Source organism: Stenotrophomonas sp. YJH_SMC_48-3 (assembly GCF_059369375.1).
Genome location: NZ_JCAFSQ010000001.1, coordinates 135,436 through 158,130 on the forward strand (window position 1 = coordinate 135,436; position 22,695 = coordinate 158,130).

Below are 22,695 nucleotides of genomic sequence, written 5' to 3' on the forward strand. Positions count from 1 at the left end.
CCGGCGGATATGAAACGAGGCCCGGTCATTCCGGGCCTCGTTGTTTTCAGGATTGTGTTGCCTGCCAAGCGGCGAAGCGCTGGGCGATCACCGGTGCCAGTCGATCGAAGTTTTCCCAGGTATCGGCGACGTGGTACAGCGAAATGACGTCGGCCCCCAGCCGTGCCTCATAGTCTTCGAGATACTGGCCATTCTCGAGGTCGTAGTACACAGCAGTGAACGAGTTGGCTTCATCACTGATCAGGTCATCGACGAATTTTCCGTCGCTGCAATGAAGCAGGAACAGGCCCGGCGTCGTTATGCGTTCCCGCAGCGCCTGCAGGTCTTCTTCTGCGTCTTCTGCGAGTTCCGCGCTTGCCATTCCCTGTAGCAGCAGCCACGCCAGGTACATGCCGATGTGAGTAGCCCCAGCCTCTGCAGGAAGATCCGCGGGGAAATCACCGCCGGAATGCCAGCTGGCGTCGTCGTACTTCATCTGTTCTTTCCTTGAGATCGACAGCGAGCTTAGGAGGTGCGGAAAGGCGGCGGAAGTGCCGAATGCGTCAGCCTCTTCTATACCGCGCAGGCGTCACACCCATCTCGCGCTTGAACACGGCGATGAACGAACTGGGCGTGTCGTAGCCCATCGACAGCGCAACGCTGATCACCGGCTCGCCTGCCAGCAGGCGTGGCAGTGACAGCAGCACGCGCAGGCGCTGCCGCCACTGGCTCAAGGTCATGCCAGTTTCGGCCTGCCAACGGCGGGCGAGACTGCGGCTGGACAGTCCGCTGGTGGCTGCCCACGCTTCGACGCTGCGAAGGTCGTCCGGCGACCGTGCCAGCGCCGCCGCGATCCGCCGCAACCGTCGATCCTGCGGTTGTGGCAGGGCAAGTGGCAAGGGAATGCTGGCACGGATCTCATCGGCGATGACGCCGGCCAGGCGTGCCTGCGCAGCGTCCAGTGCCTGATGCGGCCAGCGCAGTGCCCGCGTCACCGCCGCCTGCAACAGCACGTCGGGTTGGAAAATGCGGGGCAGCGGCGGCAGATCCAGGCCGGCATCGGCGCGGACGTACAGGCTCCAGCCATCGAATGCGTCTGCCCCTACCAGGGCGTGGGGCAGCAAGGGCGGTATCCAGGCAACATGCCCCGCCGGCAGCAGCCAGTGCAGGTCGCCGGCCTCGATCCGCAGCAGGCCGTGGTGGGCACCCAGCAACTGGCCGCGCACGTGCTGGTGGCGCGCGGTGCGCCGCCTTCCGGGCACGCGCAGCTGGCCGGCCAGCACGATGGGGCCGTCGTCGGCGTCCGCCAATGCCGGATCAATCAAGCCGGTCGGTGTCTGATCTGCCATATCCATTGGCAGTTATACGGCAGAAGCGCCGATCCGCGCGCGCCACACTGGGCGCCCATTCCAACACGAGCCGCCCCGATGCAGCCCCAGGACATTCTTCCCGACCATCAGAACGACGTGCAGGTAAACGGCCTCACCGTGCGCAAGGGCAGCGTGGGCGCCTTCCTCGCCAGCGTCCGTGACTGGCAGGACCCCGCCAGCGATGACGCCACCCGCGCCACCGCCGAAGCAGATCTGCGTGGGCTGCTGCCGGGCCTGCATGCGCTGGGCCTGTTCCAGGTGCTGGCCGCGCGCGATCCGGCACTGCAAGGCCTGATTGACAGCCTCTCCTGAAGCGGAAACGGCCCGGAGATGCCGGGCCGTGTGGTCATTTTGGGGCGGAAACGACTTAATCCCCTCCGTCCCCTTTTCTGCGGTCAGCCGCCTGGCGCGAACACCAGGGTGCGGCGGGTGGTGACCGGCGCGCTGACCGGCTCGAAGCGCCAGCGCTTGACTGCGTTCAGGGCTTCGCGGTCGAAGGTGCGGCCGGAGGTTGCGCGCAGCACGCGGGCGTTGACCACCGAGCCGTCGGTACCGACCGTGATCTCCACCAGCACTTCGCCCGACGTTCCCGAACGCAGTGCCTCGGCCGGATAGCGCGGCGCCGGCGTACTGATCGGGCGCAGGGTGGGCGCGGCGGCAGCCGCGGCCTGGCGCGCCGCGCTGGCCTGCTGGGCCGCGGCCTGCTGCTGCTTCTGTTCGGCTTCGCGGCGTGCGGCGGCCTGGCGCTCGGCTTCCTGGCGTTCGTTGTCGCGGCGTGCGGCGTCCTGCTGGGCAGCGATCTGCTTGGCCGCGTCGGCTTCCTTGGCGCGTTGTTCGGCCAGGCGCTGCTGTTCGATCTGCTGCTTGCTGCGCTCCTCGGCGTCCTTCTTTGCCTTCTCCGCTTCGGTCTCGGTGCGCTTGGCCGCGTTTTCCACGCCCTTGGACAGACCGTCCTTCAGGCGCGGCAGGGCGGGCGCGGAGGCATCCACCTTCTCGATCAGTGCCACCAGGCGCTGTGCTTCGGTGTAGTCCTCGCGGCCCAGGTGCTGCTCGGCGGCGATCAGGGTGTAGGGCAGCAGGTCGGTCAGCGCGCTCTTCACCGAGGCGTCGTCCGGGGTCTTGTCGCGCAGGGCGAGGTAGTACTCGATGGCATTGTCGCCGGCCGGCGCGTACATGCGGTTCTCGCGCAGGGCCTGGCTGGCCGACTCACGCAGCTGCTCGGTGCCCATCGACTGCACCTTGGCGGCGACCACCGGTGCGGCCGGTGCAGCGGCGGTGGGGGCGGCGGCCGGAGCCGGTGCTGCGGATTCTTCCTTGCCCGAGCAGGCGGCCAGCGCCAGTGCCAAAGCAACCGGCAGCCACCGGCGCGCGGCGGTGATCGTTGAGACGTGCGACATCCTGCTCCCCTCTAGAAGACGACGTGACGTAAATCATTGATATGCATGGCCGGGACCCGTGGTCCAGGCGCGGCAGGGTGGCGTTTCCCGACGCCACCGCCGGCAACGGCGAGGATGCAATCTAGCATCCCGGCCACCGCCCCGCACAAGGGGTGGTGGCCGGGTGGGGCCGCAGTGATCATGTCGTGGCCGGCGGCGACCTCAGTGGTCGTGTGCCTTGTCGTGCGACTTGCTGTGGCCGTTGGACATCAGCTTGTCGGTCCAGGCGATGCCGATCGCCGACAGGATGAACACGCAGTGGATGATGGTCTGCCACAGCACACCTTCCTGGGTCATGGTCGTGCAGGTATCGACGCCAGCGTTGTAGAAACTGGTCGACGCCGAAGACACTGCCGCTGCCCATTGTTCCGGTTTGCACAGCGGCAGTCCCTTCAACGCGCTGGTGGCGATGAAGGTCTTCAGCAGGTGGATCGAGGAGATGCCGATGATCGCCATCGCCAGCTTCACCTTCAGCACGCTGGCGTTGACGTGGCTCAGCCATTCCGGCTGGTCCGGGTGGCCTTCCAGGCGCAGGCGCGAGACGAAGGTTTCATAGCCGCCGACGATCACCATCACCAGCAGGTTGGAGATCATCACCACGTCGATCAGGCCCAGCACGATCAGCATGATCTGCTGTTCGCCCATCGACACCGAGTGGGACAGCAGGTGCCACAGTTCCTTGCCGAACAGGAACACGTAGACGCACTGGGCAAGGATCAGGCCCAGGTACAGCGGCAGCTGCAGCCAGCGCGAGGCGAAGATCAGCGAGGACAACGGGGACAAGGGATGAGGACTGTGGCTCATGCAGGACAGTGCGTTTCGGGGGAGCCGCGAGGTTACCGGCCCGCCATGACGGTGCCAACCCAACTCACGCACTAGACTTCAGGTTCCTTTCCGCACCCCGAGCCGCCGCCATGATCGACCTGTATTACTGGCCCACCCCGAACGGCCACAAAGTGACCCTGCTGTTGGAGGAAGCCGGCCTGGAGTACCGCATCCACCCGGTCAACATCGGTTCGGGCGACCAGTTCAAGCCGGAATTCCTGGCCATCTCGCCGAACAACAAGATGCCGGCCATCGTCGACCATGCCCCGGCCGATGGCGGTGCTCCCCAGAGTGTGTTCGAGTCCGGCGCGATCCTGCTGTACCTGGCCGAGAAGACCGGCCGCTTCCTGCCCAGCGACGCGCGTGGCCGCGTGACCACCCTGGAATGGCTGTTCTGGCAGATGGCGGGCCTGGGCCCGATGAGTGGCCAGATGGGCCACTTCAACGTGTACGCGCCGGAGAAGATTCCCTATGCCATCGAGCGCTACGACAACGAGGTGCGCCGCCTGCACGGGGTGATGGACAAGCGCCTGGCCCAGCACGCCTTCCTGGCCGGCGATGAGTACACCATCGCCGACATGGCCAGCTACCCGTGGGTCGGCGCCTACGACACGCTGCCGGTGGACTTCGCCGCGTTCCCGAACCTCAAGCGCTGGCATGAAGCGATTGCCGCACGCCCGGCCACCCAGCGCGCCTATGCCCTGCGCCAGCAGGTGAACCCCAACGCCGGCAAGCCGCTCAGCGACGAAGAGCGCAAGCACCTGTTCGGCCAGCGTTGAACCAGGACGGCGTCATTCACGCGTGACGTGGATCTACGGGTGGTGGGTGCCGACCCTTGGTCGGCACTCGTCCGCACTGCTATGGGCAGAAGGTCATGCTGCCTTCCCGCACGGGCTTGGTTAGGATGGGGGACGACCGCTCCGCGTCCATCGCGGGGGCGGACCTGCCGTTTGCCGGGATCCTCCATGCGCCACCTGTTCGCTTCGCTCGCCCTCATGCTTGCCACCACAACCGCTGCCCACGCTGAAAAGCTGACCCTGGAAGCCATCACCGGTCCGCTGCCGCTGTCCGGCCCGACCTTGATGAAGCCCAAGGTGGCACCGGACGGATCGCAGGTCAGCTTCCTGCGCGGCAAGGACAGCGACCGCAACCAGCTGGACCTGTGGACCTACGACATCGGTAGCGGCCAGACCCGGCTGCTGGTTGATTCCAAGGTGGTGCTGCCCGGCACCGAGACCCTCAGCGACGAGGAAAAGGCACGCCGCGAGCGCCAGCGCATCGCCGCGATGACCGGCATCGTTGATTACCAGTGGTCGCCGGACGCGCAGCGCCTGCTGTTCCCGCTGGGCGGCGAACTCTACCTGTACGACCTCAAGCAGCAGGGCCAGGCGGCCGTGCGCCAGCTGACCCACGGTGAAGGTTTCGCCACCGACGCCAAGCTGTCGCCCAAGGGCGGTTTCGTCAGCTTCATCCGCGGCCGCAACCTGTGGGTGATCGACCTGGCCAATGGCAAGCAGCTGCAGCTGACCCACGACGGCAGCACCACCATCGGCAACGGCGTGGCCGAGTTCGTCGCCGATGAGGAGATGGATCGCCACACCGGCTACTGGTGGGCGCCGGATGATTCGGCCATTGCCTTTGCCCGCATCGATGAATCGCCGGTGCCGGTACAGAAGCGCTACGAGGTCTATGCCGACCGCACCGACGTGATCGAGCAGCGTTACCCGGCCGCCGGCGACGCCAACGTGCGCGTGCAGCTGGGCGTGATCGCACCGGCCGCCGATGCGCAGCCGCGCTGGGTCGACCTCGGCAGGGAACAGGATATCTACCTGGCCCGCGTCGATTGGCGCGATCCGCAGCACCTGAGTTTCCAGCGCCAGTCGCGTGACCAGAAGCAGCTGGACCTGGTGGAAGTGGCGCTCGACTCCAACCGCCAGCGCGTGCTCGCCCACGAGACCAGCCCGACCTGGGTGCCGCTGCATAACAGCCTGCGCTTCCTGGAAGACGGCAGCGTGCTGTGGTCGTCCGAGCGTACCGGCTTCCAGCACCTGTACCGCATCGACAGCAAGGGCAAGACCACCGCGCTGACCCACGGCAACTGGCCGGTGGACGAACTGCTGGCGGTTGATGAGAAGGCCGGCAAGGCCTACTTCCGCGCCGGCATCGAAACCTCGCGCGAAAGCCAGATCTACGCGGTATCGCTGCAGGGCGGCGAGCCCCAGCGCCTGTCCAAGGCACCGGGCATGCACAGCGCCACGTTCGCCCGCAATGCCAGCGTCTATGTCGACAGCTGGTCCAACAGCACCACGCCGCCGCAGATCGAGCTGTTCCGCGCCAATGGCGAGAAGATCGCTACGCTGGTGGAGAACGACCTGGCCGATCCCAGGCACCCGTATGCGCGCTACCGCGACGCGCAGCGCCCGGTCGAGTTCGGCACGCTGACCGCCGCCGATGGCAAGACCCCACTGAACTACAGCCTGATCAAGCCGGCCGGGTTTGATCCGTCCAGGCGCTACCCGGTGGCGGTGTATGTCTATGGCGGCCCGGCCAGCCAGACCGTCACCGACAGCTGGCCCGGCCGCGGTGATCACCTGTTCAACCAGTACCTGGCCCAGCAGGGCTACGTGGTGTTCTCGCTGGACAACCGCGGCACCCCGCGTCGCGGCCGCGACTTCGGTGGTGCGCTGTACGGGAAGCAGGGCACGGTGGAAGTGACCGACCAGCTGCGCGGCGTGGCCTGGCTCAAGCAGCAGCCGTGGGTGGACCCGGCGCGCATTGGCGTGCAGGGCTGGTCCAACGGCGGTTACATGACCCTGATGCTGCTGGCCAAGGCCTCGAACCAGTACGCCTGCGGAGTGGCCGGTGCGCCGGTGACCGACTGGGGCCTGTACGACAGCCACTACACCGAACGCTACATGGATCTGCCGGCACGCAATGAAGCCGGTTATCGCGAAGCGCGCGTGCTGACCCATATCGACGGCCTGCGCTCGCCGCTGCTGCTGATCCACGGCATGGCCGACGACAACGTGCTGTTCACCAACTCGACCAGCCTGATGAGCGCGCTGCAGAAGCGTGCACAGCCGTTCGAGCTGATGACCTACCCGGGTGCCAAGCATGGCCTGTCGGGCGCCGATGCCCTGCATCGCTACCGCGTGGCCGAAGCCTTCCTGGGACGCTGCCTGAAACCCTGATCCGCAACCGGGAAGGAGCCCGCCGATGACCCTGCCACCGCCGATTCCCGCCCATCGCCAGACGTCCACCGGATGGTGGCGCCGCCACTGGCGCTGGGCGATGCCGCTGACGGTGGTGCTGGTGCTGGGTGGCGCCGGTGGCGTGGTGACCTGGAGCCTGTTGCGCTGGAGCGAGGCGGCACGCGAAAGTCCACCGATGCGCGAAGCGTTGCGCCGCGCGGGCTGCAGCATCGAACTGGTGGAAGCCTTCGGCGAGCCGCTGCATATCGAATCGATGCCGCTGGGCAGCATGCAGACCGCCATCAACGGCCAGCGCGACGTTGGCCTGACCGTTGCGCTGGAAGGGCCGCAGGCACGCGGGCGGTTGTTCGTGCAGGGCATCCGTCGTGACGATGTCTGGGACTACCCGGTGATGTACGTGCTGGCCGAAGACAAGCAGACCTTCGACCTGACGGCGCTGGATGATGATGAGGCTGCGCAGGAGTGCGAGCTGCAGGCTTGCCGTGATCGCGGCGAATGCCCGCTGACCGCCGCGTTGTGACCTCCCCGGGCAGGCGACTGCGGGACGTCGACCGGGTAGAGTCGACTGTCAGTCGACTGCTCTTCGGTCGGATAGCGAAACCCCCGCGCTGCGCGCGATAGTCGACTGACAGTCGACTCTACGCCGGCAGGCTTCCGCGGAGCCCCGGCTGCACAACCAGCCGCCATGACTTCCCGCCGATTGTCGCCATCGCCGTGAGCGCGTAGGGTGCGGGCAACCCTGTCCTGGAGTGCACCATGAAGCCGATTGCATTGGCAGTTGCCCTGGCCCTGACCGCCGCCCCGTTGCTGTCCGCACCGCCAGCGCTGGCCGCGCCAGCTGCCAAGGCCACTACTCCGGCCAGCCCGGCCTGGGTTGCCCGCAGCAATGCACTGGCGCAGATCCTGCTTGATGCACAAGGCCCGTTCCAGCCGGAGGAAACCGGCTTCTTCGGCGTTCCCGGCTACGACGACAAGGTCGCAGACCTTGGCCCGGACAACGGCAAGCGCTATCGCGCCGCCATGGCCAAAGCCCGCGATGAACTCAAGGCAAAGCTGGCCACCGAAAAGGATTCCAACGTCCGCCAGGACCTGGAGATCATGATCCACGCCGCCAGCCAGAACATCGAAGGCAGCGAGCTCAACGAGAAATACCTGCTGCCGTGGAGTGATGCGCCGCAGACCGTGTTCAGCGGCCTCAACCTGCTGCTGTCCGACCAGGTGCCGGCCGAGCGCCGGGCCAAGGCGATCGACCGCCTCAAGGCCTATGCCGGCCTGCAGCCGGGCGGCACCGCCTTCACCACGCTGGCCCGCCAGCGCTACGAAGAGCGCCTGAAGGACACCAGCCTGCTGCAGCCGACCAAGATCGAAGTGCAGCAGTCGCTGGACAACGTCGAGACCTACATCACCGGCATCGAGTCGCTGCTGAAGAAGTACCAGATCGCCGGCACCGATGAAGCAATGAAGGCCCTGGCCGGGCAGATGAAGGACTACGCCGCCTGGACCCGCAAGGACGTGCTGCCGAAGGCACGCACCGATGCGCGCCTGCCAGCGCCGCTGTACGCCTACCAGCTCAAGCAGGTCGGCATCGACATCGACCCGAAGCTGCTGATGCAGCGCGCGCAGCTGGAGTTCATGGAAACCCGCTCGGCGATGCAGCAGCTGGCGCCGCTGGTGGTGAAGGACAAGGGCCTGAAGGTGGCCGACCCGAGCGACCCGGTGGCGGTGATCCGCGCGCTGAAGGCCGACAAGATCGCCGACGACCATCTGGAAGGCCACTACCGCAAGGTGATCGACGCGATCGATCCGCTGATCCGCGAGCATGCCATCGTCGACGTGCCCCAGCGCGCCATGCAGATGCGCCTGGGTTCGGCCGCCGAGAGCGCGGCCAGTCCCGCGCCGCATTTCCTGCCGGCGCCGCTGGTCAACAACACCGGGCAGCAGGGCACCTTCGTGCTGCCGCTGGGCAACCCGGCAGCGGGCCCGGGCGCGCAGTACGACGACTTCAACTTCGGTGCGGCAGCATGGACGCTGAGCGCGCATGAAGGCCGCCCCGGCCACGAGCTCCAGTTCACCGCGATGGTCGAGCGTGGCGTGTCGCTGGCACGCACCATGTTCGCGTTCAATTCGGTGAACGTGGAAGGCTGGGCACTGTATGCCGAGGCCGAGATGGTGCCCTACGAACCGCTGGACGGTCAGATGATCGCCCTGCAGTTCCGCCTGCTGCGCGCCGCGCGCGCGATGCTGGACCCGATGCTCAACCTGGGCCTGACCGACCGCGCCAACGGCGAGCGCGTGCTGATGGAGCAGGTCGGCCTGTCCAAGGCAATGGCCACCCAGGAACTGGATCGCTACATGGTGCGCATGCCGGGCCAGGCCGGCAGCTACTTCTACGGCTACACCCGCATCCTGGAACTGCGCATGCAGACCGAGCTGGCACTGGGTGCGAAGTTCGACCGCCTTGCGTTCAACAACTTCCTGCTCGACCAGGGCCTGCTGCCGCCGGACCAGCTGGCTGATGCGGTGAACAAGGTGTTCGTGCCGAAGTACCGGCAGAAATAATCGGTAGCGCCGGGCCATGCCCGGCGAGCGCAGCGGGAGAGACGCCGGGCATGGCCCGGCGCTACCCGCGGTGACGCTGCCGCCTCACCGCTGCGGGGTAATCACCTGTGTCGGCAATCGCGCCGGCGGTGCCGGATTCGGCACCCAGATCGCGACGCCGGCGGCGCGCTTCTGCGTGGTCGGAATACCGATGCCGACGCCGCCACCCACATGCGAGCCGAACGTGCCGGCGCCCACCGACATGCCCACCGGCGAGCCACTGCTGCCCACGCCCATCAGCACCACGCCATTGGCGCCCAGCGCGGCGGCCTCACGCTTCAGGCGTGCCACGGCGGCATCGGTCTGGCCCTGTGTGCCGAAGCCGACGGCGGACGCCGATTCCAGCTGGGCGATTTCCTGGGAACCGGCCGGAGGCGTCGAATAGATCTGCACCAGTGCCGGATCGATGGGTGCGCGGGCGCGGCCCAGCATCACCTTGGAGGTGCTGGCACAGCCGGCGGCGACCAGCAGGATGGCCGCCAACGCGGCCCAACGGATGTTCATGGCACGACCCCTGTAGGACTGGTTGCGATCATCGGCGGGCCACTCTGAATCGGCGCCAACACCCGGGCCAGGGCACGCACGGCAGCACGCTAGCACGCCGGGGGTGACAGCCCCGCCAACGGCAGTAGGCGACGGCAGCGGGAACGTCTATGGTTGGGGCAGGAACCAACTGCGGGAGAGTGGCATGGGCGTGATCAGTCTGTTGTGGGGCGTACTGGCGCTGTTGTGGATGATCCTGGCGCTGATTCCACTGCTCGGCTGGGGCAACTGGTTCCTTATCCCGTTCGCTGCGGTGGGCGCGGTCATCGCCGCGCTGGGCATCCTGTTCACCCACCCGAGCAAGCGTGGCCGGGCCTGGGCCGGCCTGGTCCTGAACGGCATCGTGGTGGTGGTGGGCATCCTCCGCCTCGGCCTGGGTGGTGGCGTGATCTGAGCCCGCGCCCGGGTGCGACAGGGCGTCGCAGGCGCACGGCCGATGGCCGGGCGGGGGCGTACAATGAATGGCTGCGCGAGCCCCCCGCGTGCCTGTGAATCCGCGCCCGGCGCGGCTGCCCCATGATCATCCGACCCCGCCCCCACGGCTGGCAACTGCTGTACATCCTGCGCGGTTCGATCGTCAAAGCGATCGCGCCCAAGGTGCTGGCCATCCTGATCCTGTCCATCGCCGTGGCTGCGGTGGTGGAACTGGCGCCGCCGACCGGCATCGAACGCGTGTCGGTCACGCCGTTCACGCTGCTCGGCTTGGTGCTGTCGATCTTCCTCAGCTTCCGCAACAGCGCCTGCTACGAGCGCTGGTGGGAAGGCCGCAAGCTGTGGGGCCAGCTGGTCTACGAATCGCGTTCGCTGGCCCGCCAGGTGAACCTGCTGCTGGCCGATGACACCGGCCGCCGTCGCCGCATCGCCTACGTCACCACCGCGTTCGCCCACGCCCTGGCCGGGCGCCTGCGTGGGCGCATCGTGGCGCTGATGGCCCTGCCGTGGCTGGACAAGCGCCAGCGCGAACAGCTGGGCCAGCGCGAGAACGTGCCCGACGCGCTGCTGGCGATGATCGCCGCCGAACTGGCCCAGGCGCTGCGCAGCGGTGAGCTCGATCCGATCCTCTACACCCAGCTGGAAGAGCGCCTGCACGCGATGTCGTCGATCCAGGCCGGCTGCGAGCGCATCCTCACCACGCCGCTGCCGTTCGCCTACACCCTGCTGCTGCACCGCTGCGCGTGGATGTTCTGCGTGCTGCTGCCGTTCGGCCTGGCCAGTTCGCTGGGCTGGGGCACGCCGGTGCTGTCGGCGGTGCTGGCTTATGCCTTCTTCGGCCTGGACCAGCTGGGCGAAGAAATGGAAGACCCCTTCGGCCTTGAGCCGAACGATCTGCCGCTGGACGCGCTGGTGCGCACGATCGAGATCGACCAGCTCGATGCGCTCGGCGAACGCCCGTTGCCCGAACCCCTGCTGCCGCAGGGCTACCTGTTGCAATAGCCACTCCTCGGAGCCTGCCATGTCCCACCCGCTGTACCGCCCGCGCCGCATGCGCCACGACGAGTTCTCGCGCCGCCTGATGCGCGAGAACACGCTGACCACCGACGACCTGATCTACCCGGTGTTCGTGCACGAACTGGCCGGCCGCACCGCAGTGCCGTCGATGCCGGGCGTGGAGCGGCTGTCGATCGAAGAACTGCTGAAGGTTGCCGAAGAGGCGCTGGAGCTGGGCATTCCGGTGATCGACCTGTTCCCGGTGATCGACCCGTCGCTGAAGTCGCTGGACGCATCGGCCGCCTGGGCCGAGGACGGCCTGGCGCAGCGTGCGATCCGCGCGCTGAAGTCGCGCTTCCCGGAGCTGGGCGTGATGACCGACGTGGCGCTGGACCCGTACACCACCCACGGCCAGGACGGCATCATCGATGACAAGGGCTACGTGCTGAACGACATCACCGTGGAAGCGCTGGTCAAGCAGTCGGTGTCGCACGCCGAAGCCGGGGTCGACATCGTCTCGCCGTCGGACATGATGGACGGCCGCATCGGCGCGATCCGCCGTGCGCTGGATGCCGACAACCACATCAACGTGCGCATCATGGCCTACTCGGCCAAGTACGCCTCGGCGTTCTACGGCCCGTTCCGTGATGCGGTGGGTAGCGCGGCCAGCCTCGGCAAGGCCGACAAGAAAACCTACCAGATGGACCCGGCCAACGGCGACGAGGCCCTGCGCGAGATCGCGCTGGACCTGGAAGAGGGCGCCGACATGGTGATGGTCAAGCCGGGCATGCCGTACCTGGACCTGGTGCGCCGGGTGAAGGAGACATTCGGTGTGCCGACCTTCGCCTATCAGGTGAGTGGCGAGTACGCGATGATGAAGGCCGCCTTCGCCAACGGCTGGCTGGACGAACGCGCCTGCGTGCTGGAGTCGCTGCTGGGCTTCAAGCGGGCCGGTGCCGACGGCGTACTGACCTATTTCGCGCCGCAGGTGGCGCGATGGCTGCGCGAGCGCTGACAATAGCGACACGATAGACGGAGGACTGCGATGGCACCCGAACTGGGATGGATGCAATGGCTGATCTGGGGCACCGGAACACTGGTGTTCGGCGCCATCATCGTCGGTGTCTTCATCGCCGCCTGGCGGGCCGGCAAGCGCCCGCCGGAACAGCTCTCCGCTGCCCGCCACGTGGCCCGTGAGCAGGCGCTGCCGGACAGCGTGCAGGCCGAGCTGGCCGCGTTGAACCAGCGCAAGGACAACGGCCAGCTGAGTGAGCTGGAGTACGAGCAGCAGCGCGCCAAGGTGTTGTCTCGCTGACGGGTGGGTGCCAACCTTGGTTGGCACCTTGGCGTGCCGACCAAGGTCGGCACCTACCCCGCGATCATCTACGCATCGCGTGGATCTATCGCACGCACCTGGCACCTCCATCGCCCTGGTAGTCGCCAACCTTGGTTGGCGTCTGCCGTTACCGCACGCCTGGCACGCACCCGGCCACCGCCGCCACCTTCGGCACCGCCAAGCGGTACACGTCCACGCCACCGGCGCGCGGCGCCTTCGCCGCGCTGCTGGCCACCAGCATCTCGCCCGGCTTGGCGTTGTCGATCACAGGCGCGCCGGTCCAGCCGCCGGTCTGGTTGAACGACAGTCCCAACGGCTGCAGGGCCGCGCCACTCCACGCGCAGCCGCTGCTCCACACCTGTGCGGTCGTGCCGCTGCCGCGGCTGAACACCACCGCGCCGTCGTTGCCCAGCCAGTCGCCGTCGGTCTCGTCGTCGCCGCTGTTCAAGGTGGTCAGTGCGGTTGCCGGGCCACGCACGCCCTGCGCGTCCAGCGTCGCCACGAGCAGGTCCCAGCCGGCACCACGCCCCTGCTGGCGGGCGAACAACAGCCGCTTGCCATCCACGCTCAGGGCTGGTCCGCGCTCTTCGCGGCGGTCACCGTCGCCCGCCAAAGGCTGCGCCTTGCCCAGCTGGCCATCGGCGGAGAGTGCGGCGCGGTACAGCGCCAGCCTGCCCTCGCGGCCGGCCGCGAACAGCAGCCAGCGGCCGTCACGGCTGAAGTAGGGATCACGGACCTCACCGGCCACGCCTACCGGCAGGGCCTGCGCCTGCTGCCAGCGGCCGCCGACCACGCGCGCCTCCCACAGGCCCCAGCCAGCCTCACCGCGGCGGGCAAAGACGATGCGCTGGCCATCGGGACTGATCGTGGCGCGGCCCTCGTCGGCACGGGTGGAGACCACGCCCATGCCTTCGATGCCGTACTCGTTCAACGCCATCGCCACGGGGGCAGAGAGTAGACTGGCGGCAAGCACCAGCAGGGGCGGGGTGATGCGCATCATCCGGGTCCGTGCACGAAAGAGCATCAGTCTAGCCAGCTTGAGGATTCCATGACCGACCGTTACGCCGTCTTCGGACACCCCGTTGCCCACTCGAAGTCGCCGCAGATCCACGCGACGTTCGGTCGCCAGGAAGGCATCAGCATCGACTACCGTGCAATCGACCTGGCCCCTGATGCGTTCCTGGCCGGCCTGGAAGCCTTCGCCGCCGAAGGCGGTGTCGGTGCCAACGTCACCTCGCCGCACAAGGAAGCCGCGTTCTCGGTGTGCACCACCCTGACCGCGCGCGCGCGGCGCGCCGGCTCGGTCAACACGCTGCTGCGCAAGGGCGACCGCTGGCACGGCGATACCACCGATGGCATCGGCCTGGTGCGTGACCTGACCGACCGCCATGGCCTGGACCTGCGTGGCCGCCGCGTGCTGCTGATCGGCGCCGGCGGTTCCGCGCGCAGCGTCGCGCCGGCGCTGCTCGATGCCGGCATCACCGAGCTGGTGGTGGTCAACCGCACACCGGAACGCGCCGATGAACTGATCGACGCGATGGGCGAACCGGGCCGCGCGATCAGCCGCTACTGGGAAGACCTGCGTGACCTGGGTGACTTCGAGCTGATCCTCAATGCCACCTCGGCCGGCCGCGACCGCGACGTCGAGTTCAAGCTGCCGCTGTCGCTGGTCAACTCGATGACCACCGCCGTCGACCTCAACTACGGCGAGGCTGCCATCGCCTTCCTGGCCTGGGCACGCGCGTCGAACTGCCGCAATACCGTGGATGGGCTGGGCATGCTGGTCGAACAGGCCGCCGAGAGCTTCCTGCAGTGGCATGGCGTGCGCCCGCAGACCGATGAGGTCTACCAGTCGCTGCGCCAGGGCTCGGCCGTGCTGGCCGGCGAGGACTGATCGATGGACGGCACAACCCTGCTGGTGACCGTGCTGAGCATGGTGGGCGTGCGCCTGCCGGTGCTGATCGCGCTGTGCATCGGCCTGGTCTGGGTGGTCGGCGCGCCGCGCGATGCCACCCGCACCGGCGCCCTGGCCGGCCTGCTGCTGTTGCTGCTGTCCAGTCTTGGCGGCCTGGCAGCGGGCATCCTGCCGATGTGGCTGGTCAGCAGCGGCAACTTCGGCGCCGTGTCGGGCATCGGCACCATCCTCGGCGTGCTGCACTTCGCGCTGGCAATGGTTGAGGCCATCGGCGTGGTGCTGCTGGTGTGGGCGCTGGTGCGCCTGCTGCGGCTGCGTGGCAACGTGGTGCAGTGACCTCCCGGTGACGGCCCTGGTCTGTCCCCAGCAGCGTCCGGCGTGTTCATCCGGCCGCCGGGTGTCGTCGCTGGCTTGTTCAGGCAGGCAGCGGCGGCGGTCGTGGCCGGCCATGCGACAATGACCGGCCTGATCCAGCTACGGTAGTTCCCGGCGTGACCGAAACCGTCGCCGCTCCGCGCATGCTCGATGACGCCTTGAAGGACGCGATCCGCAAGGCGTACACCACGCTGCAGGTCAATACCCCCGGCTTCTCCACCCGCCGCTCGCAGAGCCAGATGATCGGCGTGGTGTCGCGTGCGCTGTCGAAAAGTGGCGGCGTCGGTGTGGTCGAGGCGCCCACCGGCGTCGGCAAGAGCCTGGGCTACCTCACCGCAGGTGTACCGATCGCGCTGGCCACCAGGAAGAAGCTGGTGATCAGCACCGGCACCGTGGCGCTGCAGTCGCAGCTGGTCGAGCGCGACATTCCCAACTTCCTCAAGGCCACCGGCCTGGAGGCGACCGTGGCGCTGGCCAAGGGCCGTACCCGCTACCTGTGCACGCGCAATGCCGCCGAGGCGCAGGGCGAGGGCTCGCAGGGCGGCATGTTCGAGGATGACGCGCCGCTGTTCGACCGGCCGCTGGCGCCGATCGAGATGGACATCGCCAAGCGCCTGACCGACGCCTTCACCGGCGGCAGCTGGGACGGCGATATCGACAATGCGCCGGAGACCATCAGCCCCGGCCTGCGCAGCCGCATCACCACGCCGGCTTCGGGCTGCGCCGGGCGCCGTTGTGCGTATTCGGCGCAGTGCGCGGTGCTGCGCTCGCGCAATACCGTGCGCGATGCGCAGATCGTGGTCACCAACCACGCGCTGCTGCTGTCGGCGTTGTCGATCGGTGACAGCGACAACGGCCAGCCGTTGATTGCGCCGCCGTCGGACATGCTGCTGGTGCTGGACGAAGGCCATCACATCGGCAACGTGGCCATCGACCAGGGTGCGGCCAGCCTGGCGCTGGATGAAATGGCCAAGCGTACCGGCCGCCTGCAGATCCTGATCGCCGGTGCCTACCGCGCGGTCGACAAGGACCGGCTCGGCAACCTGCTGCCGAACGAAGCGATCGAAGTGGCCAGCAACGTGGCCAAGCAGTTGCGCGCGTTCCGCGATCATATCGAGCGCGTGTGGATGCCGGCGCCGGCAGACGAAGAGCCGATGTGGCGCGCGGCCAATGGGCGACTGCCCGAGGCCTGGCGCGAGCCGATCGAGGCGCTGGCCGACGATACCCGCAGCCTCTACAACTGGGCGCATGCCGCCACCGCGCAGGTGGCCAAGGGCAAGCCGGACGATGCCGCACGCGAGCGCCTGCAGCGCAACCTGGGCATGGCGCTGGAGATGATCGAGCAGCAGTACAACCTGTGGCAGGCCTGGCGCCGCGAGGACAAGGACGGCGCGCCGCCGATGGCGCGCTGGGTCACCGCCACCCGCGACGGCGACCTGGTGCTGCACGGCTCGCCGGTGTCGGCCGCGCACGTGCTGCGCAAGCTGCTGTGGGATGAAGTGGACTCGGTGGTGATGACCTCGGCGACGCTGACCGGCGGTGGCGATTTCCAGTCGCTGGCGATCGACAACGGCATTCCGGAAGAGGCCGAGATGGTCTCGCTGTCGTCGCCGTTCGACCTGCCCAACCAGGCCGAGCTGATCGTGCCGAAGTTTCCGGTCACCCCCGACGATCGCGAAGGCCATCCCCGCGAAGTGGCGCGCTACCTGGACACCGAGCTGGACTGGGCCAAGGGTTCGATGGTGCTGTTCACCTCGCGCTGGAAGATGGAGAAGGTGGTCGGGCTGATGTCGGCCGCGCGCCGCAAGCAGGTGCTGGTGCAGGGCGAGATGTCCAAGACCCGGCTGATCGACGAGCACCTGCGCCGCGTGGCCGCAGGCGAGGGTTCGGTGCTGTTCGGACTGAACTCGTTCGGTGAAGGCCTCGACCTGCCCGGCGAAGCCTGCACCACGGTAGTGATCACCCAGGTGCCGTTCGCCGTGCCGACCGACCCGCAGACCGCCACCCTCAGCGAGTGGTTCGAAGGGCGCGGGTTGAATGCCTTCAACCTGATCGCCATTCCGCATGCGCTGCGCACGCTGACCCAGTTCGCCGGCCGCCTGATCCGCACCTCCACCGACACCGGCCGCGTGATCATCCTCGATTCGCGGCTGCTGACCCGCCGCTACGGCAAGCGCATCATCGACGCGCTGCCACCGTTCAAGCGCGTGATCGGCTGAGACGCACCGGTAGCGCTGGGCCATGCCCGGCGGAGAACCTCACCTGCTTTCCGGGTTCCGGCACCCTGGCCCATAGGCCTCCGCGTAGGGTTTGCCGAAGCAGCGCAGCAGTCCATCAAGCACGTCCAGGTTCGGCGGCCACGGCATCTGCACCCGTTGCCCGCCCTCGGTGGTGAAGTGGTAGCGACCGTCCTTGATGTTCTCCGCCATGATGGTGGGCGTCGGTATCGCGAGCAGCCTCGCACGAGCCTTTTCAAGGGCGCTGCGGTCCTGGCGCAGGAACGCAACCATGCCATCCACATAGGCATTCCAGTATCCCGGGTCGCCTCCGTTCACCGGCTTGTGGCTGCGTTCCATCAGCATGATCGCCTTTGCGGTCTGCCCCAGCTCCGCGCGAAGCTGGCCCTCGTGCCACGTGATGATGGCATTGCCTGCTGCCTTGGGCAGTGCGCCGTAGGCGGACAGCAGATCGGCAGCTTCGCGGGTACAGCCACGGTCGGCCAGCGTGCGCCAGCCACCTTCCAGGTCCTGATCGAACGCAGCCGGTTCCATCGCCAGCATCGCTGCACGGTCGTAGCGGCAATCGGGCGCTTCTGGCGGTTCTGCTGACGTGGCCATGGCAGCGGCCAGCGCAAAGGAAAGCAACATCCTCTCAACCTCCGTGTTGGTGACCTCCTGGCCACCATAACGGATCACGACCGTATGGCGGTCAAGCGCCGAGCAGGGCGGTGTTGCGCACGGCGCCCTTGTCGGCGCTGGTGGCGAGCAGGGCGTAAGCCTTCAACGCGCTGGTGACCTTGCGTGGGCGTGGTGCGCGTGGCTTCCAGCCGCTCGCATCGGCGTCGGCGCGGCGTTGGGCCAGCGTGGCCTCATCCAGCAGCAGGTCGATGCGGCGGGCGGGGATGTCGATGCGGATGCGGTCGCCGTCTTCCACCAGGCCGATCGTGCCGCCGCTGGCGGCTTCCGGCGAGACGTGGCCGATCGACAGGCCCGAGGTGCCGCCGGAGAAGCGGCCGTCGGTGAGCAGCGCGCACTGCTTGCCCAGCCCCTTCGATTTCAGGTAGCTGGTCGGGTACAGCATCTCCTGCATGCCCGGGCCGCCCTTCGGCCCTTCGTAGCGGATCACCACCACCTCGCCCGGCTGCACCTCGTCGGCGAGGATGCCGGCGACGGCGGCGTCCTGGCTTTCATAGACGCGCGCGGGGCCTTCGAACACATGGATCGATTCGTCCACGCCGGCGGTTTTCACCACGCAGCCATCGACAGCCAGGTTGCCGCGCAGCACCGCGAGGCCGCCTTCCAGCGAATACGCATGTTGCAGCGAACGGATGCAGCCCCCGGCGCGGTCCAGGTCCAGCGTCGGCCAGCGCGTGGCCTGGCTGAAGGCCTCCTGGGTGGGAATGCCGGCTGGGCCGGCCTTGAAGAAGGTGTGCAGGGTGTCGTTGTCACTGCGCACCACGTCCCAGCGTTCCAGCGCGTCGGCCAGGCTGGCGCTGTGCACGGTTGGCACCGTGGCATCGAGCAGGCCGGCGCGATCCAGCTCACCGAGGATGCCGAACACGCCGCCGGCGCGGTGCACGTCCTCGATGTGGTACTTCGGTGTGTTCGGCGCCACCTTGCACAGCTGCGGGACGCGTCGCGACAGCGCGTCGATGTGGGTCAGGTCGAAGTCGACCTCCGCTTCCTGCGCTGCGGCCAGCAGGTGCAGGATGGTGTTGGTGGAGCCGCCCATGGCGATGTCCAGGGTCATCGCGTTGGCGAACGCGGCCTGGGTGGCGATCCCGCGCGGCAGCGCGCTCGGGTCTTCGCCGCCGTACCAGCGATGGCAGAGCTCGACGATCAGGCGGCCGGCGCGGCGGAACAGCGCCTCGCGGTCGGCATGGGTGGCCAGCGTAGTGCCGTTGCCGGGCAGCGACAGGCCCAGTGCTTCGGTCAGGCAGTTCATCGAGTTGGCGGTGAACATGCCCGAGCAGGAGCCGCAGGTGGGACAGGCGCTGCGCTCGAACGCGGCCACCTTCTCGTCGGAGGCGCTGTCATCGGCGGCCACCACCATCGCGTCGACCAGGTCCAGCTTGTGCTCGGACAGCTTGGTCTTGCCCGCTTCCATCGGCCCGCCGGACACGAACACCACCGGGATGTTCAGGCGCAGCGCGGCCATCAGCATGCCGGGGGTGATCTTGTCGCAGTTGCTGATGCACACCAGTGCGTCGGCGCAATGCGCGTTGACCATGTACTCCACGGCGTCGGCGATGATCTCGCGGCTGGGCAGCGAATACAGCATGCCGTCGTGGCCCATCGCGATGCCGTCGTCCACGGCGATGGTGTTGAATTCCTTGGCGACGCCGCCGACCTGTTCGATCTCGCGCGCGACCAGCTGGCCGAGGTCCTTCAGGTGCACGTGGCCGGGCACGAACTGGGTGAAGGAGTTGGCGATGGCGATGATCGGCTTGTGGAAGTCGCCGTCCTTCATGCCGGTGGCACGCCACAGGGCGCGGGCGCCGGCCATGTTGCGGCCGGCGGTGGAAGTGCGGGAACGGTATTCGGGCATGGCGGGCGGAACGGGCGGGCCGTACGACGTGGGGGGCAGCCGATCATGGCCAATTTTTTCGGTTGCTGCTGCAACCACCGGAGGTGGTCCGGCCGGACTGCGCCCGGCACCCGCGGTAGTGCCGGCCGCTGGCCGGCAACCTCAACAGCAACAGCTGGCCTATCCGTGGGATGGCGGGGTGGGTCCGGTGGCAGGGGACGCCGTTAACCCGTCCATGGGGGCTTGGTCGCCGCATCCATGCGGCTCACACCCCTGCCACCGGACCCACCCCGCCTTCGACGTTTCCTGTGGCTGTTGGTAGGTGTCGATCCTGGTCGACACGATGGATCCACGTCATGCGTGGCTGATGGGGAACGACGAAAATGAAAGGCCGTTCATCTTTCCCACTTTGCCGATTCCGGTTGCTGGCCCGGATTTGGCATCATTGGGGCATTGATCCGTCGACAGGGCATGAGGCCATGAAACGTTCCCGCACCACCGCGCTGCTGCTGATGAGCGCCGCGCCGCTGCTGTTCACCGCCTGCCAGAAGGAGCCGGAGGTGAAGGTGCAGGAAGGCCTGTACACCTCGGTGGAGGCCTGCACCGAGGCCACCGGTGATCCGTCGTCGTGCCGCAATGCCTTTGCCGAAGCGCAGAAGCAGGCCGCCGATGCGGCACCGAAGTACGCCAGCAAGGAAGCCTGCGAGAAGGACTACAAGCCGGAACAGTGCGTGCAGCAGCACACCTCGGCCGGCACCTCGTTCATCGGCCCGATGATGATGGGCTTCTTCATGTCGCAGATGCTGAGCAACCGCGGCGGCCTCGCCCCGCAGGCGCCGGCGTCGTCACCGGCTTACCAGGACAAGAACGCTGGCTGGGCGCGCCCGGCACCGGGCGGCACCGGCGGCCTGAACACCGCCAGCGGCATCGGTGCCGGCAAGGCCGGCCTGGCGCCGGTCACCAGCGAGCCGAACCGTGCGGTCACTGCCAGCCGTGGTGGCTTCGGCAACACCAGCGCGCGCCGCAGCAGCAGCGGCAGCTACGGCGGCTGATCGACCCATGCAGCGGATCCGGATTGCCGAGCGTGCCCAGTGGCGGGCACGCGCGGAGGAAGCGGGTTTCCGTTTCCATACCATCGATGGCCAGCCGTACTGGGATGAACGCGCGTACTACGCGTTCACCCTGCGCCAGATCGAACAGGACATCGAAGACCCCAGCGCCGAGCTGCACCAGATGGCGCTGGACCTGGTCGGTGATGTCATCGCCAGCGAGCGCCTGATGGACCAGCTGGCGATTCCGTCGCATTACCGCGACTGGATCGCCGACAGCTGGCGCCAGCGCCAGCCGCACCTCTACGGCCGCCTGGACCTGGCCTACGACGGCACCGGCCCGGCCAAGCTGTACGAGCTGAATTACGACACGCCGACCTCGCTGTTCGAGGCCAGCTTCTTCCAGTGGCAGTGGCTGGAAGACCAGCGCAACGCCGGCCGCCTGCCGCAGCATGCCGACCAGTTCAATGCGATCCATGAGGCGCTGGTCGAGCGCTTCGGCGAACTGGCCACGCAGCTGCCGCCGCCGCTGTTCTTCAGCGCGGTGGGCAGCTCCGAAGAAGACCGTGGCACTGTCGATTACCTGCGCGACTGCGCCTCGCAGGCCGGTCTGCATGGCCAGGCCATCGCCATCGAGGATATCGGCCTGTCCGAGGACGGCCGCTTCACCGCGCTGGATGATTCGGTGATCGGCACGCTGTTCAAGCTGTACCCGTTGGAAGACCTGATGGCTGAAGAGTTTGGCCGCGCGCTGCCCGGTTCCGGCGTGCAGCTGCTGGAACCGGCCTGGAAGGCGGTGCTGAGCAACAAGGGCATCCTGCCGCTGCTGTGGCAGCGCAACGTGGGCCATCCGAACCTGCTGGAGGCTCACTTCGATGACGGCAGCACGCTGCCGTCGGGCTGGGTGCGCAAGCCGCTGTTCTCGCGCGAGGGCGCCAACATCGAGATGCATCTGGCCGATGGCAGCACCCAGCGCAGCGACGGTCCCTACGATGGCCCGGCGATCATCCAGCGCGCACATCCGCTGACCCGCTTCGAAGGCGGCTACCCGCTGATCGGCAGCTGGGTGATCGGTGACCACGCCTGCGGCATCGGCATCCGCGAGGACGACAGCGCGATCACCCGCGACAGTGCGCGCTTCGTGCCGCACGCGATCGTAGATGAGGCACCGACGCGGATCTACGTCTGATGACGGTGCAGCGCTGGCCTGGCCGGCATGGGCGTGCCACGCCCGTGCCGGGTCGGCATTTCGATGACGGGCGCAGCCTGCAGGCATTCGCGGACCGCGTCGCGGTGCGTTGCCATCGCTGCGACACCTCCGGTTGGGTTATCGCCAGCTGGAAACCCTATCGATGGACCGCGCGTTTCCGCTGCACCGGCTGCAGTTCTGCGTTGGATAGTGGTGACTGGGTCGGTGCGGTCTACATGCTGGGCCGCCAACCTTGTGGATTCTGTGGGTATCAGTGGCTGCATGTGCGTCGCCGGGCTCCCGCCGGAGTGCCTGCACCGGCGTGCTTCGCTGCTCGATGTGCGCAATGTGATCGCAGTACCGATGTTTCGGTCGCGGTGCGTCCGTTGCGTGACGCCGAGCCTGCCGATCCGCACTTCGGATTGCCGCTGCGCCTGGTCGAACCGACCCGCGCGGGCCTGCTCTGGGCCTATAACGCTGAACATCTGCAGGCACTGCACGAATACGCGGGCGCGACGTTGCGCGAAAGCCGCGGCCATCACCGATCCATGTTCTCGCGCCTGCCGCAGTGGATGAAGCTGGCCCGCAACCGGGTGCTGCTGCAGCGTGCGGTGGAGCGGTTGCAGCGGCGGTTGTTGGGTGAGCGCTGATACGGCAGCCGAGCGTGGGCTCGGCTCTACGGAACAACACGTGT

General features: G+C 67.7%; 23 protein-coding genes. 15 read left to right on the forward strand and 8 right to left on the reverse strand.

What is annotated here, in order from left to right; translation table 11 throughout:
- Positions 1 to 46: 46 nt before the first annotated feature.
- Together AC5P65_RS00595 and AC5P65_RS00600 are read right to left on the reverse strand one after the other, a co-directional pair.
- Positions 47 to 475: a DUF7832 domain-containing protein gene (locus AC5P65_RS00595; RefSeq protein ID WP_111099160.1), complete on the reverse strand. Its 429-nt coding sequence runs from the start codon at positions 473 to 475 to the stop codon at positions 47 to 49.
- Between the two features lie 67 nt (positions 476 to 542).
- On the reverse strand, positions 543 to 1,328 hold the full coding sequence (locus AC5P65_RS00600; RefSeq protein ID WP_111099159.1) for a helix-turn-helix domain-containing protein: 786 nt from the start codon (positions 1,326 to 1,328) through the stop codon (positions 543 to 545).
- Positions 1,329 to 1,406: 78 nt separating this feature from the next.
- Between AC5P65_RS00600 and AC5P65_RS00605 the strand changes: the two genes are divergently transcribed.
- Positions 1,407 to 1,661, forward strand: coding sequence for a hypothetical protein (locus tag AC5P65_RS00605; RefSeq protein WP_021203321.1), 255 nt, complete (start codon positions 1,407 to 1,409; stop codon positions 1,659 to 1,661).
- 83 nt (positions 1,662 to 1,744) lie between these two features.
- Here the strand turns inward: AC5P65_RS00605 and AC5P65_RS00610 are convergent, their stop codons facing one another.
- Together AC5P65_RS00610 and AC5P65_RS00615 are read right to left on the reverse strand one after the other, a co-directional pair.
- A complete protein-coding gene (locus AC5P65_RS00610; protein ID WP_019661670.1) occupies positions 1,745 to 2,746 on the reverse strand; it encodes an energy transducer TonB in 1,002 nt (333 codons plus the stop codon).
- Between the two features lie 201 nt (positions 2,747 to 2,947).
- On the reverse strand, positions 2,948 to 3,589 hold the full coding sequence (locus AC5P65_RS00615) for a TIGR00645 family protein (RefSeq protein WP_111099158.1): 642 nt from the start codon (positions 3,587 to 3,589) through the stop codon (positions 2,948 to 2,950).
- Positions 3,590 to 3,699: 110 nt separating this feature from the next.
- On the opposite strand from AC5P65_RS00615, the gene AC5P65_RS00620 reads away from it, so the two are divergent.
- The 4 genes from AC5P65_RS00620 (at position 3,700) to AC5P65_RS00635 (ending at position 9,381) form a co-directional block, all read left to right on the forward strand.
- Positions 3,700 to 4,389 carry a glutathione binding-like protein gene (locus AC5P65_RS00620; RefSeq protein ID WP_019661668.1) on the forward strand — a complete coding sequence of 230 codons (690 nt, stop codon included), beginning with the start codon at positions 3,700 to 3,702 and terminating at the stop codon, positions 4,387 to 4,389.
- Positions 4,390 to 4,575: 186 nt separating this feature from the next.
- Positions 4,576 to 6,801, forward strand: coding sequence for a S9 family peptidase (locus AC5P65_RS00625; RefSeq protein WP_111099157.1), 2,226 nt, complete (start codon positions 4,576 to 4,578; stop codon positions 6,799 to 6,801).
- 25 nt (positions 6,802 to 6,826) lie between these two features.
- The gene (locus tag AC5P65_RS00630; protein ID WP_019661666.1) at positions 6,827 to 7,342 is read left to right on the forward strand and encodes a cytochrome c oxidase assembly factor Coa1 family protein; all 516 of its coding nucleotides are present in this window, start codon (positions 6,827 to 6,829) and stop codon (positions 7,340 to 7,342) included.
- A 236-nt stretch (positions 7,343 to 7,578) separates the two neighbouring features.
- Entirely contained in the window at positions 7,579 to 9,381 is a 1,803-nt protein-coding gene (locus tag AC5P65_RS00635; RefSeq protein ID WP_111099156.1) for a DUF885 domain-containing protein, read from the forward strand.
- An 84-nt stretch (positions 9,382 to 9,465) separates the two neighbouring features.
- On the opposite strand, the gene AC5P65_RS00640 is transcribed toward AC5P65_RS00635, so the two are convergent.
- Positions 9,466 to 9,924: a hypothetical protein gene (locus tag AC5P65_RS00640; RefSeq protein ID WP_010482223.1), complete on the reverse strand. Its 459-nt coding sequence runs from the start codon at positions 9,922 to 9,924 to the stop codon at positions 9,466 to 9,468.
- Between the two features lie 184 nt (positions 9,925 to 10,108).
- On the opposite strand from AC5P65_RS00640, the gene AC5P65_RS00645 reads away from it, so the two are divergent.
- The 4 genes from AC5P65_RS00645 to AC5P65_RS00660 all read left to right on the forward strand — a co-directional run bounded on the left by AC5P65_RS00645 (position 10,109) and on the right by AC5P65_RS00660 (position 12,706).
- Positions 10,109 to 10,357 carry a hypothetical protein gene (locus tag AC5P65_RS00645; RefSeq protein ID WP_006475755.1) on the forward strand — a complete coding sequence of 83 codons (249 nt, stop codon included), beginning with the start codon at positions 10,109 to 10,111 and terminating at the stop codon, positions 10,355 to 10,357.
- A 122-nt stretch (positions 10,358 to 10,479) separates the two neighbouring features.
- A complete protein-coding gene (locus tag AC5P65_RS00650) occupies positions 10,480 to 11,397 on the forward strand; it encodes a bestrophin family protein (protein WP_019661664.1) in 918 nt (305 codons plus the stop codon).
- A 19-nt stretch (positions 11,398 to 11,416) separates the two neighbouring features.
- A complete protein-coding gene (hemB, locus tag AC5P65_RS00655) occupies positions 11,417 to 12,406 on the forward strand; it encodes a porphobilinogen synthase (RefSeq protein WP_006400669.1) in 990 nt (329 codons plus the stop codon).
- A gap of 30 nt (positions 12,407 to 12,436) precedes the next feature.
- On the forward strand, positions 12,437 to 12,706 hold the full coding sequence (locus AC5P65_RS00660; RefSeq protein ID WP_019661663.1) for a hypothetical protein: 270 nt from the start codon (positions 12,437 to 12,439) through the stop codon (positions 12,704 to 12,706).
- 148 nt (positions 12,707 to 12,854) lie between these two features.
- Here the strand turns inward: AC5P65_RS00660 and AC5P65_RS00665 are convergent, their stop codons facing one another.
- Positions 12,855 to 13,727 (reverse strand): PD40 domain-containing protein, encoded by an 873-nt coding sequence (locus AC5P65_RS00665; protein WP_180832717.1) that lies wholly within the window; start codon positions 13,725 to 13,727, stop codon positions 12,855 to 12,857.
- A gap of 48 nt (positions 13,728 to 13,775) precedes the next feature.
- Between AC5P65_RS00665 and aroE the strand changes: the two genes are divergently transcribed.
- From aroE to dinG, 3 genes are all read left to right on the forward strand, one after another.
- Positions 13,776 to 14,621, forward strand: a complete 846-nt coding sequence (gene aroE / locus AC5P65_RS00670) for a shikimate dehydrogenase (protein WP_111099155.1) — start codon at positions 13,776 to 13,778, stop codon at positions 14,619 to 14,621.
- 3 nt (positions 14,622 to 14,624) lie between these two features.
- Complete coding sequence (locus tag AC5P65_RS00675) at positions 14,625 to 14,978, forward strand: hypothetical protein (protein WP_134730918.1); 354 nt, start codon at positions 14,625 to 14,627, stop codon at positions 14,976 to 14,978.
- Positions 14,979 to 15,160: 182 nt separating this feature from the next.
- Positions 15,161 to 17,236 (forward strand): ATP-dependent DNA helicase DinG, encoded by a 2,076-nt coding sequence (gene dinG / locus AC5P65_RS00680; RefSeq protein ID WP_495215413.1) that lies wholly within the window; start codon positions 15,161 to 15,163, stop codon positions 17,234 to 17,236.
- A 39-nt stretch (positions 17,237 to 17,275) separates the two neighbouring features.
- Here the strand turns inward: dinG and AC5P65_RS00685 are convergent, their stop codons facing one another.
- A complete protein-coding gene (locus tag AC5P65_RS00685) occupies positions 17,276 to 17,884 on the reverse strand; it encodes a hypothetical protein (protein ID WP_021203329.1) in 609 nt (202 codons plus the stop codon).
- Positions 17,885 to 17,945: 61 nt separating this feature from the next.
- Positions 17,946 to 19,784, reverse strand: coding sequence for a dihydroxy-acid dehydratase (ilvD, locus tag AC5P65_RS00690; protein ID WP_111099153.1), 1,839 nt, complete (start codon positions 19,782 to 19,784; stop codon positions 17,946 to 17,948).
- 458 nt (positions 19,785 to 20,242) lie between these two features.
- Between ilvD and AC5P65_RS00695 the strand changes: the two genes are divergently transcribed.
- Genes AC5P65_RS00695 through AC5P65_RS00705 form a run of 3 tightly spaced genes read left to right on the forward strand, consistent with a single transcriptional unit; the run spans position 20,243 to position 22,651 of the window.
- Positions 20,243 to 20,815 (forward strand): DUF1190 domain-containing protein, encoded by a 573-nt coding sequence (locus tag AC5P65_RS00695; RefSeq protein WP_021203331.1) that lies wholly within the window; start codon positions 20,243 to 20,245, stop codon positions 20,813 to 20,815.
- Between the two features lie 7 nt (positions 20,816 to 20,822).
- Complete coding sequence (locus tag AC5P65_RS00700) at positions 20,823 to 22,001, forward strand: glutathionylspermidine synthase family protein (protein WP_021203332.1); 1,179 nt, start codon at positions 20,823 to 20,825, stop codon at positions 21,999 to 22,001.
- Complete coding sequence (locus tag AC5P65_RS00705) at positions 22,001 to 22,651, forward strand: hypothetical protein (RefSeq protein ID WP_031270168.1); 651 nt, start codon at positions 22,001 to 22,003, stop codon at positions 22,649 to 22,651. The genes AC5P65_RS00700 and AC5P65_RS00705 overlap by 1 nt, the downstream gene beginning before the upstream one ends.
- Positions 22,652 to 22,695: the final 44 nt, after the last annotated feature.